Origin of the sequence: Microcoleus sp. BROC3 (assembly GCF_036702515.1) — a bacterium.
Lineage (GTDB): Bacteria > Cyanobacteriota > Cyanobacteriia > Cyanobacteriales > Microcoleaceae > Microcoleus.
In genome coordinates this window covers 54,076-70,165 of record NZ_JAUBTQ010000028.1, presented here as the reverse complement: position 1 = coordinate 70,165, position 16,090 = coordinate 54,076, and the positions used below count along the sequence as shown (strand labels likewise).

Here is a 16,090-nt window from a genome sequence, read left to right as displayed (position 1 = left end):
TTTCTGCTTTGTAATCGATCGCCCTTGGATCGGAAATCCGATCGCACCCCCGCCACAATTTCCACAAAAGACCGCCCCAATCCCTTCCAACTAAAGGATTGTGCCGATTTCTCGATCGCGCGCCACCCCTCCCTAACTATAAATGAACCCAAATCGCTAAAATTAAAAAAAGATACGTAATAGGCAGGCAGGCGTCAATGATCCCAACAGTTATAGAACAATCCGGTCGCGGCGAACGCGCCTTTGACATCTACTCGCGACTCCTGCGCGATCGCATCGTCTTCTTGGGCCAACAGGTTGACTCAGACTTGGCCAACCTGATCGTTGCCCAATTGCTATTTTTAGACGCCGAAGACCCGGAGAAAGATATTTACCTCTATATCAACTCCCCTGGGGGTTCGGTAACAGCAGGTATGGGCATTTTTGACACGATGAACCACATCCGCCCCGACATTTGCACTATTTGTCTCGGTTTGGCAGCCAGCATGGGCGCTTTTCTGTTGAGTGCCGGCGCTAAAGGCAAGCGGATGAGTTTGCCTCACTCCCGGATTATGATCCACCAACCTCTCGGCGGAGCTCAAGGACAAGCAACGGATATTGAAATTCAGGCTAAAGAGATTTTGTACCACAAACGCCGCCTGAACGAACATCTTGCCAACCATACCGGTCAGCCGCTTTCCCGCATTGAAGAAGATACCGAACGGGATTTCTTCATGTCCGCTGAAGAAGCAAAGGACTACGGATTAGTAGATCAAGTGATCGATCGCCGTCCTTCCGCCAGCCGCCCGATCGCCGCTGTGGTCTAAATAAAAAGTTAAAAATCAAAAATGAGGAAATATTCTTCATTTTTGATTTTTAATTTTTAACGGTCATATAGCAGTTTTCAGTGGAGTGAATTACAGATGCTGGGGCGCTTGATACGGCGTCATAGTTAAGTCCTGACTGTATTTCATACAATTGAAAACTGCTATATGTAGCTTTTTCTCAAAAAACATCACACCTAGAAACCCTACATAATTACTAGGGCAAAGATTCGAGATATTGCAGGAAGTCGAGCAATTCTACTTGATTTAAGAAATGCCGCGCTTCTTTGCCGTAACCTTGTTTGAGATAATCTTTTCCTTGGCTGGGAGTCCAGTTCAACCGCTTGATTTCCTCAGTAGTTCTGCTGTAGATTTCCAGATATTCTAGAAAGTCTACCAACTGTTCGCTAGAAAGCTCTCTCTGCGACGACTTGCCGTAATTGTGTTCGAGACAGTCAGTTTCTTGTTTCTTAGTCCATTTCAAGCGCCTGAGGATTGCCTCTATTTGGGCGATCGTATCAGAATTATCCTCGATCGCATCGCTGGGGATTCCCACCGCGATCGGTTGCAATTCCCTGACTTCGGCGGCACCCTGTAACACTTGACTTTGGCTAGCAGTCGGCACATCCAGTTCCGCGATCGGTTCGCCGTAGCTGGAAGAAAGCCAAGCGTCCGAGTCTAACTGCTTCGGTACAAATCCAGTAGCCTCCGCCCGATCGACCGTTGGCGGCAGCGGTTCCGGTACAGGTGCGATCTGCTCTTCATCTAATTTCGCTTCACTATTGACAAAATTGCTTTGATGTGGTACTTGCAATTTGTCGGAAACAGGCATTTCTAGAACCGGAAGAGGAACACTTGTCGGCTGCACGGGAACGGGAGCAGCAGCAGGAGGGGAAACTGGAACAGCAGCAACCGGAGCAACCGGAGCGGGAGAAACACGGTCGATCGCACGATCGGGCGCAGCAAATCCGAGGACTGCGAGCGATCGCAACCGGGCGAGGTCTTCAGCACCCTCAACAGACTCAGCAGCCGACATACCCGTAGCGAGAGTTTTGCCGTCAACCTGAACCAGACAGCGAACAACAAACTTACCGTGATGAACAGTCAGCAACTCACAGATTAACTGTCCAGCGGGATAAAGGGCGCGAAATTCAGCAAACATAATTTTTTGACCCTGAAACCAGAAGGGGCTGATGACTTAAGTTTAATACACCCCAGCGAAAACAATTTTCTGAAAGCACATATTCAACATACAATAAATGAAAGGTGAGTCATCCGCGCAACCTTTCACGCCACTAAACCCCATCCCACATCCAGCGGTTTTAGCTAACAAGCATCGGGCGTCATTTCTATCTATAGGAGATGACACAGCAACTAAGCAAAAGTAGTAAAAGTCTCCGGTTTTGTGTACCTTGCACTTTCTACAGCACAGATTGCTCCCGACCCGCTCGTTGCACCTCTGTCCGCAAGGGCCGATCGCGTGCAAAAAACAGGGGCATCGCAGCGGCGAGCTACTAGCAATTTTGCCTCGATCCGGTAAGTTCTTTGCTAAAGCAAGAGGCAAGAGGCACTTCAAAAGGAAGAAGGAACAAGGCAGAAGGAAACAAGGCAGAAGGCAGAAATGCACATTTTCTCCCTCTCCATCCCTCCATCGGCTCATCCTCGACTCAAGCCGTTGCTTTCAGTATCGAGCCATCTTTTAAGAACCGACAGGGGCTTTCTAATTCGCGAAGTGCTCGACGCTGCTGACCTAAAAGCAAACAAACCAACGCTAAAAAATTGTATTGGGGAATAGCGTGCGGGACATTTGTCTGCACCGTCAGCAGTCAGTTCAAGACAGACAGCAGACAATTAGCACCAAGCCGGTGTCGGGAGAGAATCTCAAAAAAACCTCGCGATGAAACAAGGTGGCCGTGCTCGCGTCTCCACCTATCAACCCGCGCATTTGTTGGGAAGCAGGCACTGCGAGTATCCGAGGGAGTGCGGCTGATTTCGCCAAAATTAGACTAATTGCTGGAAACAAGAGGATCGATCGCTACATGGAATTTTCTATCGCTGCACTGCTGGCAAATTTTACAGAAGACAAATTAGTGGCCCCTAAAGCATTGGAGAAAAAACTCGACTGCAACGACGCCACCAGTCAACTCAAACTTCAAATCGCATTAGAAGCTCTAGAGAAAATTGGCATATTAGTCAAAGACAAAGGCCGCTACCGCCGAGTAGCTGAAGACGACGTAGTAGAAGCAAAACTGCGCTGTTCGAGCAAAGGATTTTGCTTTGCTATTCAAGACGCCGAAGGCTCAGAAGACGTTTACGTGCGGGAAAGTCACCTCTCGACAGCTTGGAACGGCGATCGAGTCTTAGTCAAAATCATCAAAGAAGGCAGCCGCCGCCGATCGCCCGAAGGCGAAGTCATGCTGATCCTCGAACGCGCCAACCCCTCGGTACTGGCGCGAGTCAAGCAAACCTCCACTCCCACCGGCCGCCTCAGCTACAGAGCAATTCCCCTAGACGATCGGCTGCTGTTTGAACTAGACTTGCTCGCAAATGGCACAAATCTCCAAGAGGCGATCGACCACCTAGTACACGTCGAAGTCAAACGCTACCCCCTCGGCACCCACCGCCCAGTCGGCAAAGTAGTACAGGTACTCGGTTCCGACGCCGAAGCCGCTGACGACCTCGACATCGTATGCTGCAAACACGACTTGCCGCGATCGTTCCCCGCCGCCGTCATCAAAGCAGCCGAAAATTTGCCCAGCAAAGTCAAAAAAACCGACATCAAAAAACGGCTAGATTTGCGTAACATTCTGACTGTTAGCTTCAGCAAAAACGAACCGGGAACAACCAACAGCGAAAACGATAGCCCTCGATCCCAGGAGGAAAATCTCTCCGAAGGAGGAGCCGAAAACGAGTTCGATCCGACCTCATTCCTCTCCGATCCGCCAGTAGAACGCGCTTTGTCGATCGAAACCCTGAAGCCCGGCCGCTGGCAAATAGGAATCCACATCAGCGACGCCGCCGAGTACGTGCAGCCAGAAACCCCGATCGACCGCGAAGCCCGCAAGCGAGGCACCGCCGCCCATCTGGGAGAAAAAATCATCGCCGTACTGCCAGAAACCCTCAACGAGCGCTGTTCTCTGCTGCCAGACACAGAACGGCTGGCATTTAGCATACTGCTAACCCTAGACGAATCAGGAGAACTCCTAGAATACGAAATTCAAACCAGCGTCATTCAAATTGACTACCACCTCACCTACGAGCAAGCTCAAGCAATTCTCGAACCAGGCGATGCCGAAGAGCACCCTTTATCCTCCGCCCTCCGTCCTTTCCTCGATCAAATCGGCGCAGCCTCACAGGCAGCCAGACAGACAAGGCTCAAGCGGGGAGCTTTTGAACTAAATTTGCCCGACGCTAACTCTCACTTCGACGACGAAGGCGAATTAGGAGCTTTTGCAGTCGCTCCGGCCGCCGAGTCGGCTGTCTCCGAGTTGGTCGTACTCGCCAACCAAGCTGTCGCCACCCACCTGCAAGCCTTGGGAGTCCCAGCAATCTACCGCGTCCAGCCGATGCCAGACCCGGCAGACATTCAAGAGTTCATCAAACTCTCGAACAACCTCGGAGGCGAACTGTATCTCGAAAGCGAAGAAGAAGTTCTGCCCTTTGACTTTCAGCGATTTACCCAGCAGTTTGCCGGCCTCAAGTCCGAAAGAGTTCTCACCTACCTGCTCGAAGACACCATGAAACCCGCTGTTTACAGCACCACTCCCAAGCCGCACTTCGGTTTGGCGCTGCCAGAGGGTTACACCCGCTGCACTTCGCCGCTTTCCCGCTACGCCGATTTGCTGGTGCTGCGGGTGTTGCAGGCCGTGTTCGAGCAAGGCCGCAGCAGCCGCACAACTCGGGCTAAGGAAAAAGTTGACTTGCACCATTCCTCCTGTCACGGTCAAATTACTTGGAATGTTCTCCCACCAGATTTGCACCACGAATTTGAGACAGAGTTTGCATCGGCGGTGGTACACCTGACGGAACGCGAAAGGGTTGCTGAGGATGCCGAAAGCGATTTGCAGGGATTGAAGAAAACCGGATTGATGAAAGAACGCACCGGGCAAACTTTTCAGGGTTTGATTACAGGTGTACAGTCTTACGGTTTCTTTGTGGAAATTGAGGTGCGGCCGCCGGAGAGCGACATCTTGCGTGTTGAAGGATTGGTACACGTTTCTTCGCTAAAGGATGACTGGTACGAATATCGATCGCGCCAGCAAACTCTGGTGGGTCGCAAAAACCGCAATCAGTACCGTTTGGGCGATCGGGTAGAAGTTCAAGTCAAGAGTGTTGACTACTACCGCCAGCAAATTGATTTAGTTGCAGTTGGCGGCGGCAGTCAAGCTTTTGATGATGATGAATAATCAGTTGAATGTTGACAGTTGACTGTTGATTTTTCTCAATACTTAGTTGTTATTGTCTAGCAACTAAGTATTTAGAGGTTGGCAGCAAACTATACTCAGCAATAATCAAAAAATAATTAATGACTAATATCAAATCCGATAGCATCGGAATTGTAAAATCCAGTAAACAGTTAATAATCACGGACGGTGCAACCGGAATCGATCTAATTTATCTGCGTTAATCTGTGTTTATCTGCCTGTATCTGCGGTTTAAAAAATAGAATGTATTAACCGCATATGACAAGGGATTGACGCTGATTCACGCAGAGATAGAGAAGAGATTTATGAATAATTCCGATGCTAACAGATTTGATACAACAACTAATTACTAACAACAGTCAACCGTCAACTAACAAATAACTAATGACGAATAACTACCCCCTCATTGTAGGAGTTACCGGTGCATCGGGACTGATTTATGCCGTGCGAACTCTAAAGTTTCTGCTGGAAGCCGATCGCGCTATTGAACTGGTCGCTTCCAAGTCTACTTACATGGTTTGGCAAAGCGAACAGAACACCCGAATGCCCGCAGAGCCGACGCTTCAAGAGGAATTCTGGCGGGAACAAGCAGGAGTAGCCACAATGGGTAAACTTCGGTGCCATCCCTGGCAAGATGTCGGTGCTAATATTGCTAGTGGCTCCTTTCGCACCCAAGGGATGATCGTTATTCCCTGTAGCATGAGTACGCTGGGCAAATTGGCGGCTGGCTTGAGTTCGGATTTGCTCGAAAGAGCGGCCGACGTTCAGCTCAAGGAGGGGCGAAAATTGGTACTCGTGCCTCGCGAAACGCCTTTTAGCTTGATTCACCTGCGGAATTTGACTACCTTGGCAGAAGCTGGAGCTAGAATTGTACCAGCGATTCCTGCTTGGTATCACAATCCGCAAACTATTGAAGATTTGGTAGACTTTGTGGTGGCTCGCGCTTTAGACCAGTTGGGGATTGATTGCGTTCCTCTCAAACGCTGGAAGGAAGAAGAGTAATAATTAGTAATTAGTCATTAGTCATTAGTTATTAGTCATTTACAAATTACCAATTAAAATTTGATATGCGACCTGTATTTTTGCTAGTAATTGTGGTGGGGTTAACTATTTTTGCCCTGCAAAATGTGGAGCCGGCATTATCGCTGGTGTTTTTGGGAGTTCGATCGCCTGCTTTGCCCTTATCTATTTGGATTTTGCTCGGCATGGCGGCGGGAGTTGTCACCTCTTTATTAATTTCTGGTTTGCTCGCTTTTTCAAATTACCTATCTCAAACGCGAGACCGTATCGGTGACAGTCGCAGCCGTCCCGATAGTTTCGGGAAAGACATGAGGACACCTTACACCTCGCCTCCCCCTCCTAGAAAACAGGAAATTGACCCGGATCTGAATTGGGAAAATAGCCAAACTCAGTCTGCTGCTTCCTACCGAACTGAGTACGGGACACCTGCGGGTTACAGTGCCCGGACTTTCCAGCAAGAAACTCCGAACCCTGCTGGGGCGAAGGATTACGCTCAACCGGGGACTTATGCAGCAGCGGCAGACGATGAGGATGATTGGGTCTCAGATGGCTCAAAATCCGGCTCTCAAGGCGGTGATGATGATTGGGGGGACGATCGCGATGTTCCCGATCGACCGCAGGTAAATGACGTTGCAGGGGCAAATCCGAGGGATTACGAAGCTAAACAGGAACCGAAAAGCAAGTCTTGGGCTGGCTCGGTATACTCTTACGGGTATCGAGATCCGAGCCAGTCAGGGGTGGGGCAAACTGAGTCTGTCTACGATGCAGAGTATCGGGTGCTGGTTCCCCCGCAAGATGCGATACCTAAGCCAGGTGGCGGGGAAGTACCGAACAATCCTAGTGTAGAAGCTGAGGATGATTGGGGATTAGATGAGGATGATGAGTTTGAGGAGGACGAACCCCCCAGTGGCGGGCGGATTGACTTGAAAAAATAGAAAAATATCGGAGGATTTGGCAGTGGATTGGTTGAGGGGAGTGAATATCTATCTCGTCGGAATGATGGGTGCGGGAAAAACAACGGTGGGGCGGATTTTGGCAAGAAAATTAAAATACCGTTTTTTTGATACTGATGAACTAATTGTTCGAGTTGCTAATCAGTCAATTGCTGAGATTTTTGAGCGAGAAGGGGAAGAGGCATTTCGGGAACTAGAAACTAAAGTGCTCGGGGAATTGTCTGCTTATAAAAATTCGGTCGTGGCTACGGGCGGCGGTATTGTTGCCCGATCGATGAATTGGGGTTACTTGCACTACGGTATAGTGGTTTGGCTGGATGTGCCTGTAGATCAACTGTACGATCGACTGCGTTCGGACACCGCTCGACCCCTACTGCGGGAGGGCCAGATCAAATCTAAGCTGCAAAGCCTTTTGAACGAGCGAGAGCGTTTCTACACTCAAGCAGATGTCCGAGTTTGCATTCGTGTAGGCGAAAGACCTGAAGAGGTCGCCACTAGGGCCATAGAGGAAATCCACAAAGTTCTCAAATCAGAAACCGGGCATGATATCAAATCAGAAACCGGACATGATATCAATTAATACACTCGGAAAACCGATTTGTGGAAAAATAACAGGCTTCTGAGGACTTTTGATACCGTTTCAAAAAAAATAACCTGTCTTGGACGCAAAAACCCCGTTTCTTCACGTAATTGGGTAATATACGCTCGAAGGTGACAACGAGAAACCGGGTTTTTTTGGGAAGCGTGCGGCCAGGACGGATCGTGCAACTTTAGCCTCGCGATCCCAACCCTTATGTGATAAGTCATTCCCAATTCTTCAATTCTGTATTCTAAAATCTAAAATGGATTACCCGTAAAAATACTGATTTCTGCGTGAATGTGTCGGTTTAACCGCCCAATGTTTGGGAATCAACCGGGTTTGAGTGGATGCGAGGCGTAAGTTTTTTTTAAGTGTGAGGATTCGGGGATGGGGAGATTTTATGGAAAAACTAATGGCAGACTCGTCTGATGCGTTAAAGTCGGCTATTGAGTTCTCCCTAAAAATAAAAGGGCCCCACCGCTGAAGGGCTGTAGGGCGCAAGGACAGTTAAACGCTAACTTGATTGTCGGGAAATTTAGCATCAATGCTATCGTCCTATGTGACGATTTTACGATCGTCCATTCACTCATCAACTCTCCCGTATCAAAAAATGTAACCCTGCATCGATCGCATCTAAGCTGTCCTATTCTAAAAACAATACCTCATGCATTCTGACGAGCAGCTCCCTAAAGCTGCTTTTTTATTGCGGTCGAGTTTTTGGCTGCGGGACTTGCGGGATCTTGGCAATAACATTTTGAGCAAAAGTCGCTACAGTTCAATACTGCCCTAGGGGTTTTCAGTTCCACCCCAGGTTTGTCGGTAATTGGTAATTAGTAATTAGTAATTGGGAATTAGTAACCCGCAACGGGGAATCGGCAATTGAGATGCTGTACCTCACCAGGCTTGAAAACTGCTATGATTACGGCGCGGAACGGGGAATTAATCCGGTGGGGGATTGAAAAAAAATAAGCTGTATTTATTGATGGGCGATCTGATAGTTTTCGGCTAAATATCCGTTGCGAGTTATAGAATTTGGTTGGATGAATTTCCCGTTCCTCATTAAGAGAATACGAGCCTGCCTGTTTTTAACAAAAACTCCATCGCTCCGCCCAACCCCACACCTGTTAAAGAAATGGTAGCTAATACCGCAAAAGCCCGCCAATTCTTCCAACCAGACATTTGAATATCGAGTCTTGCCAAAGCTCCGGCTGAAATCAAGAGTAAACAAGTAGCAAAAAGGTGCATCCAGGCAAAAACTACCACTGCCACAAAAGCTCCTACAATAATAGAAAGAAAAGCACCGATATCACTCGAAAACCACCGCAAAATTAAGGCCTTTATGCCTCTCAGAGGGAACGCCAAGGCGACAGCCAACACTAAAATTGAAGCTATGGCTAGAAACCAAGTCAGGTGCGGTGGAACATCAAACTCCGATAATTTCCAGCCCAAAGTGAAATAAGTAACAAAAAGTAGAGTTAGGGAAACCCAAGAGTTTTTTTTCATCCAATGGCACAATTAGGAGAACCAGGCAAAAAAAAGATGATGAGCCCGATGAGTTTGTACAGTGTCTAGAGGTTAGTAGAAATAGCTTGCACCGGACAAGTGGGGATGCACTGCTCGCAAACGATACACCGCGATCGAGCAAAACTTAGTTTAAAGCTTTCGGGGTCAAGGGTCAAGGCTTCTGTCGGGCAAACCCCCGTACACAAACCGCAGTGAACGCAGATATCTTCGTCTATGAGTATTTCCCGACTGGCTAGGGAAACGCCGATATTTTGCGATCGCATCCAGTCGATCGCCGCTTCTAGTTGGTCGATATCCCCTGATAACTCTAGCACCAGTTTGCCGACTTGATTCGGAGCCACCTGAGCGCGGATAATGTTGGCAGCAACATTAAAATCCTTGGCTAGTCGATAGGTGACAGGCATTTGGATCGATCGTTGCGGAAACGTCAGCGTCACCCGTTTTTTCACCCTGCAACTCCTCGGTAATTTACAAACAATGTATCTTATCTTATGTTCTAGCGCACTTTTTCTAATTACTGACCTTAGTTAAATATTTAATGAGATTAGTCTCATTCTCTCAAAATGTGGTATAATATGAATCGGTTATTAAAAATAAAAACATAAAAATAAAATCGCCATTTATTTTATGACTCTCAATTCGCCCAACTCAACTGCTGCCCCCGCACCCCAAAATCCCGAAACAAAAGTCGCTACGCGCATCAGAAACTTAACGATCGCGTTAGCAGCGATCGCCCTTTCAGTATCTATCTTCTTCGGGCTGCAAACTCAAACGCCGTCAAGTAGTCTCACTGAAATGGCAAAAGCCTCCGCACCCTTAGAAACAGCTTTAGCAAACGGCAAACCCACGCTAATGGAATTTTATGCTAATTGGTGCGGTAGCTGTCAGGCAATGGCTAACGATCTGAGCGAAATCAAACAGAAATACGCCGAACCGCTGAATTTTGTAATGCTAAATGTAGACAATGACAAATGGCTGCCAGAAATCACTAAATATCGAGTAGACGGCATTCCGCACTTTGTCTATTTGAACGATAAAGGCAGTGCGGTTGCTGAAACAATCGGCGAAATGCCGCGCACTATTATGGAAGCTAACTTAGAAGCTTTAATTGCAGGAAAACCTCTGCCACACGTCCAAGCAGCAGGTCAAGTTTCTAATTTTACTCCCCCCACAGGGCCTGTGAAAACAAGTAGCTCCGACCCCCGCGCCCACGGCAGTCAAGTACAGTGAAAAAAGTCAGTAGTCATTAGTCATTAGTCATTAGGAGCGGTTTGACGGTAAAAATGGTGGTGTATACTCAGCAAGCTCAGAAACGTGAAACCCTGCTGAGTATATAAGCAACCGGAGGATCGGGCTTTATGACTGGTGCAGGACACTGATAGTTGATAGTAACGCGCGCTCGGTTAATGTGTATGTCAACTTCGCAGAAATGACCCAGAATTAACATTAAACCGAAAACCACGGCAGCCCCAGCAATCAATTTGAGAATGTTTAATAAAAGATTAATAAAAAAAAGTAAAATATTACATTTATTTCGCACCCAAAAATACAAACATTTAAATCTGATTCTTAATAAAAATATCGAAATATCATCACAAATTTCTTTGAGCCTGCGATTTCCCATAGCATTCTCCATTGAGCATGATTCTTACTCCCTCAGTAAGCTTTACAGAGCTTTAAGCGCTCTAGCTGCTGTTACAAGCCTAAGCCGTAAGCCGATATTTTACCGGAATTAGGGCTATTTTAAAAGTACGGTTAGAGATTGTGCTGAGTATAAACCCATTTGCGCGATCGACTACCTCTAAAGGAATATTCAAAAAAATATTTTTCATAATTTATTAAGATTTATTATAGTAGTTGTAAGGTGCCGAGCCTAAATATTCTCTGATTCTCCCAAAAAATCAAGACTGACGCACCCTACTAGAATTGATCGAACAGTCAGATTCACGCAAGTCAACCGCCAACAAGTAGTGAGGAAAATTGACAGATGACCGCCGACAAAACCGGATTCAGCATTAGTGCGACCGCCATTCGCCGCCACATCGGCACCCTCATGCTGACACTTGCGATTATAGTCGTGGGCATTTTCTACATCACCCAACTGCCCGTTGACTTGCTGCCCTCCATCACCTATCCCCGCATCAGCGTGCGCTTAGACGCCCCCGGAGTCTCGCCAGAAGTTGCAGTTGACGAAATTACCCGCCCCCTCGAACAAGGACTTTCAGCAACAGAAGGAGTCACGCAAGTTTTTTCCCGCACGCGGGAAGGACAAGTCAGCGTCGATTTATTCTTCAGACCTGGCGGCGATATTGACCAGGCTCTTAATGACGCTACAGCCTCCGTCAACCGCATTCGCAACCGACTTCCCGATACGGTTGAATCGCCAAATCTGTTTAAATTTGACCCTTCTCAACAGCCGGTTTACGAATTTGCCCTGACTTCAGACTCGCGACAAGGGGTAGATTTGCGGGTATTTGCCGATGAAGAATTAGCCAGGGAAATTAACGTTATTCCCGGAGTAGCTTCCGTTGACGTTTCCGGCGGCGTTCAAGAAGAAATTCAAGTTAATATTGACCTGAACCGGCTGCAAAGTTTAGGAGTTAATCTTAACGACGTTTTTAATGCTTTGCGCGATCGCAATTTAGACACTTCTGGCGGCCGGCTGCGGCAAGAATCTAACGAACCGCTGACGCGCACAATCGGTCGCTTTAAAACAGCTTCTGAAATCGCCAATCTTTCCTTTCAAGTATCCGGTTCCAACCCGCCAAAACGAGTTTACCTGCGCGATTTTGCCCAAGTCAATGACGGAACGGAAGAACAGCGAGTAAAAGTTTTTCTCAATCAAAAACCTGCCGTTAAAATTAGCATCTTGAAACAGCCGGACGCCAACACGATTACTGTTGTAGACGGAGTGAAAAATCGCATCAAGGAAATGCAGGAGTCGGGCTTAATTTCGGCGGACATGACCGTAGTTACTACCTTAGACGAATCCAGATTTATCCGCAATTCCTTAGCCGATGTGGCGAATGCGGGGGTTTCAGGGGCAGTGCTGGCTGCGATCGCAGTTTTGTTCTTTTTAGGCTCCCTGAGACAAACCCTGATTATCTCTCTGACTATTCCCCTGTGTACTCTAGCAGCCATTATTTTAATGCGGCTGTTCGGTATGTCGCTGAATTTATTTAGTTTAGGCGGTTTAGCGCTAGGAATCGGTCAGGCGATCGATACCAGCGTAGTTATTTTAGAAAATATTGTAGTCGGTCTAGACAGCAACCCTCATCTGAAAAAAGGCAAAATCAAAGATCGAAAAGAACGCACGATAGAAGAGTCGGTAGAGCGGAGTGAAGAAGTAGAATCAGCAATGGTTGCCTCTACAGCGGCAAACTTAGTATCAGTGCTGCCATTTTTGCTGATCGGTGGCTTCTTTTCACTGCTATTTAACGAATTGATTTTGACAATTAGCTTTGCAGTAGCAGCGTCTCTGCTAGTAGCTTTAACGGTAGTGCCGATGCTGACTTCTCGCTTGATGGGAATGTCTTATTCCAGCGGTATCAGTCAGTTCGGGCCGATAAAACATTTCAACCGCGGTTTTGAAAACGGCACGCGAGCCTACGGTTCAATGCTGTCAAAAGTGCTGGGTTTGCGGTTAATTATCATTGCCCTCGCTTTTGTAATTTTAGGTGGCGGCACTTGGGTGATGGTGGGACAAATTCCCCAAGAAATTTTGCCAAGAGTTAATACAAGCCAAGCCAGATTATTTGCTTCATTTCCTCCGGGTACTAACTTGGAAACAAATCAAAAAGTGATTGCTGCTGTCGATAAAATTCTACTAGAACAGCCAGAAACAGAGTACACTTTAACGACAGCGGGAGGGCTGCTGTTCGGCAACAATACGGTTGAAAATTTGCTCCGGGGAAGCAGCACAATTACGCTCAAATCTGGTACCAATACCACCGACTTTACAGAAAGAATGACTGAGGAATTGAAAAAAATTGACCTTCCTAAAGGAACTCGTCTGCGGTTAGTTCCAGAATCGATTAGGGGTTTAGTTTTAACTAATTCTCCAGTGCGGGGTGGCGAAATTGATGTCGTGGTTCAGGGGGACACTGAAGAATCATTGCAGGAAGCAGGCCGTCAGATATTAAAAGCATTAGATGAGAAGGTAAAATTAGCCCGGTTTCGACCGGAGGCAGACCCGCCGCAGTCAGAGGTACAAATTCGTCCAGACTGGGAAAGGGCTGCTGTGTACGGGCTGACAGCCCAAGATATTGGGGAGACAATTCAGACAGCAATTGAAGGTGCTGTTCCCACTCAGTTGCAGCGGGGAAACCGATTAATAGATGTGCGGGTGCAGTTCGATCGCACTTCTGTCAAATCTATTCCCCAACTCGGACAAATTCCATTATCTGGCGGCAATAACAGCATCATCCGTTTAAGCGACGTGGCCAATATTACGATCGGCAAAGCGCCTGCAGAAATTCAGCGTCTCAATCAGCGCCAAGTTTTCTTAGTTGTCGGAAACTTGAATAAGGGTGCAAGTCTCGGCGATGCTGTTCAGCAAGTCGATGCAGTTTTATCAGAACTGAAGTTGCCGCGAGGAGTAAGAATTGTGCCGAGTTCGGCTGCTGAAACTAATGAGCAATTGCAAACTTCTCTCAAGCTTTTGGGAGGGTTGGCGACTTTTTTAGTGTTTGTAGCGATGGCGGTGCAGTACAATTCTTTGGTTGACCCGCTGGTGATTTTGCTGACAGTGCCGCTGGCGTTGGCGGCGGGAGTATTCGGGCTTTATGTGACCAAAACTGCGATCGGTGCGACGGTGATGATCGGGGCAATTTTGCTAGTGGGAATTATCGTGAATAACGGTATTATTATGGTGGAGTTGGCGAACCAAATTCGGGAAGAGGAAGGGGTCGATCGCACAACAGCAATTCTCAGGGCGGCACCTCAGCGCTTGCGTCCGATTTTGATGACAACTATTACTACAGTTTTGGGTTTGTTTCCCCTAGCTTTGGGAATTGGAGAAGGTTCGGAGTTTCTGCAGCCTTTGGGTGTGGTGGTGTTTTCGGGTTTGTCGCTGGCGACGCTGCTGACGCTGTTTATTATTCCCTGTTTCTATATTTTGCTGCACGATTTCTTTGGGATGTTTGCAGCGAAGAAGAAGCCGCAGGCGGTTGCTATTCCCGTACAGAAGGCGGCGAGAAAGACTCCGAATTTATAGGAATTTCTCCTCGTTTTCCTCGTTCCTAGGCTCTGCCTAGGAACACAGATCCGGAGGCTCTGCCTCCACTTCTTCCCAGACAGCGAGGCAGAGCCTCTGGACATCGGTTCCCAGGCAGAGCCTGGGAACCAGCTAAAAACCGACTGTAGATTTTGAGGGAAAGTGCGATCGATTTTAGTCCTCTTTGAGAGGACTTTTGCTATGAGACAGGGAATTCATTCCCTGTCGGACTGCGGAACTCACAAGTAATACCGGTACTGAATTGGATGTTCAGTTGAGACGCCTAGAATTAGTCAATAAGGTGTGTTTGACATCCATTTTTTTTGTGTTACAATAATACTACATAAAAAACTGGCAAAACAAACTTAAACAAAAATGCCCTACGAAAAATTAGACATATCAACCCCAAAACCAGTATTATCTTGGGCAAATCACGCCCTGGGCGAAAAAGAAACCAAGATGGCAGAAAATGTAGCATCTTTGCCATTTGTATTCAAACACGTCGCACTAATGCCGGATGTACATTTAGGAAAAGGTGCTTTAGTCGGTTCCGTAATTGCCACAAAAGAAGCGATTATTCCGGCTGCGGTGGGCGTGGATATTGGTTGCGGGATGGCTGCGATCAAAATGCCTTTCACCGCCAACAAATTAGAAGGCAAACTCAAACAAATTCGCCTCGATATCGAAGCCGCAATCCCTGTGGGATTTGCGGAAAATAAAGAAGTAGAAAAAACTGTCACTAACTGGCAAAAATGGGGCGAGTTTAAGGAACTTCATCAAGGCGTACAGCACCAAGACAATAAAGCCTTAAAACAAATGGGTTCCCTGGGTGGTGGCAATCATTTTATTGAGGTTTGCGTTGATACTGAAAACTTTGTTTGGCTGATGCTGCATTCCGGTTCTCGCGGCATAGGGAATTTGCTAGCACAGCAGCACATCGAGACTGCTAAACATTTAGCTAAACTGGCAGAAATTAATCTGGCTGACAAAGATTTGGCTTATTTTGTAGCGGGTACGCGGGAGTTTGCCGCTTACTGGCACGATTTGCAGTGGGCTCAAGATTATGCTCGTTTTAATCGCGATGTAATGATGAATCGGTTTAAGCGGATTGTCGAAAAGCACGTCGCGGGCGGCAAATCTGTTAAACCGTTATTAGAGGTGAATTGCCACCACAATTACGCGGAAAAAGAGGTGCATTTTGGCGAAGATGTGTATGTGACTCGCAAGGGTGCTGTGCGCGCGGATGTTGAGGATTACGGGATTATTCCGGGTTCGATGGGGGCGAAATCTTTCATTGTTAAAGGGAAGGGAAATGCTGAAAGTTACTGTAGTTGCAGTCACGGTGCGGGGCGCTTGATGTCTCGCACTCAAGCTAAAAATGTATTTACTCTTGATGATTTTGTGCGGCAGACTGACGGGGTTGAGTGTCGCAGAGATGAGCAATTTTTAGATGAAATTCCGGGGGCTTATAAGCCGATTGAGGAGGTGATGAGTCAGCAGTCGGATTTGGTGGAAGTTGTGGCGACTTTGAAGCAGGTGGTTTGTGTCAAGGGGTGACAGAAACTGGTTTA

General features: G+C 47.4%; 11 protein-coding genes. 8 read left to right on the top strand and 3 right to left on the bottom strand.

All coding sequences use genetic code 11. The features are described from left to right. Positions 1–197: 197 nt before the first annotated feature. Complete coding sequence (gene clpP, locus QUB30_RS18980) at positions 198–806, top strand: ATP-dependent Clp endopeptidase proteolytic subunit ClpP (RefSeq protein WP_006635758.1); 609 nt, start codon at positions 198–200, stop codon at positions 804–806. Between the two features lie 214 nt (positions 807–1,020). Here the strand turns inward: clpP and QUB30_RS18975 are convergent, their stop codons facing one another. Continuing rightward, positions 1,021–1,965, bottom strand: a complete 945-nt coding sequence (locus tag QUB30_RS18975; RefSeq protein ID WP_333336389.1) for a hypothetical protein — start codon at positions 1,963–1,965, stop codon at positions 1,021–1,023. A gap of 877 nt (positions 1,966–2,842) precedes the next feature. Here QUB30_RS18975 and QUB30_RS18970 point away from each other — a divergent pair. From QUB30_RS18970 to QUB30_RS18955, 4 genes are all read left to right on the top strand, one after another. Continuing rightward, positions 2,843–5,209, top strand: coding sequence for a ribonuclease R family protein (locus QUB30_RS18970; protein ID WP_333336428.1), 2,367 nt, complete (start codon positions 2,843–2,845; stop codon positions 5,207–5,209). Between the two features lie 402 nt (positions 5,210–5,611). After that, entirely contained in the window at positions 5,612–6,229 is a 618-nt protein-coding gene (locus tag QUB30_RS18965) for a flavin prenyltransferase UbiX (RefSeq protein ID WP_333336387.1), read from the top strand. A gap of 65 nt (positions 6,230–6,294) precedes the next feature. Next, entirely contained in the window at positions 6,295–7,182 is an 888-nt protein-coding gene (locus QUB30_RS18960) for a LapA family protein (RefSeq protein ID WP_333336385.1), read from the top strand. A 22-nt stretch (positions 7,183–7,204) separates the two neighbouring features. Next, a complete protein-coding gene (locus QUB30_RS18955) occupies positions 7,205–7,780 on the top strand; it encodes a shikimate kinase (RefSeq protein ID WP_333336383.1) in 576 nt (191 codons plus the stop codon). 1,059 nt (positions 7,781–8,839) lie between these two features. On the opposite strand, the gene QUB30_RS18950 is transcribed toward QUB30_RS18955, so the two are convergent. Beyond that, entirely contained in the window at positions 8,840–9,283 is a 444-nt protein-coding gene (locus tag QUB30_RS18950; RefSeq protein ID WP_333336380.1) for a hypothetical protein, read from the bottom strand. Positions 9,284–9,348: 65 nt separating this feature from the next. Continuing rightward, complete coding sequence (locus tag QUB30_RS18945) at positions 9,349–9,753, bottom strand: NIL domain-containing protein (protein ID WP_006635751.1); 405 nt, start codon at positions 9,751–9,753, stop codon at positions 9,349–9,351. Positions 9,754–9,931: 178 nt separating this feature from the next. Between QUB30_RS18945 and QUB30_RS18940 the strand changes: the two genes are divergently transcribed. The 3 genes from QUB30_RS18940 (at position 9,932) to QUB30_RS18930 (ending at position 16,076) form a co-directional block, all read left to right on the top strand. Beyond that, positions 9,932–10,534, top strand: coding sequence for a thioredoxin family protein (locus tag QUB30_RS18940; protein WP_333336378.1), 603 nt, complete (start codon positions 9,932–9,934; stop codon positions 10,532–10,534). Between the two features lie 757 nt (positions 10,535–11,291). Beyond that, complete coding sequence (locus QUB30_RS18935; protein WP_333336375.1) at positions 11,292–14,519, top strand: efflux RND transporter permease subunit; 3,228 nt, start codon at positions 11,292–11,294, stop codon at positions 14,517–14,519. A gap of 375 nt (positions 14,520–14,894) precedes the next feature. Further along, entirely contained in the window at positions 14,895–16,076 is a 1,182-nt protein-coding gene (locus QUB30_RS18930) for an RtcB family protein (protein WP_333336372.1), read from the top strand. Positions 16,077–16,090 lie beyond the last annotated feature (14 nt).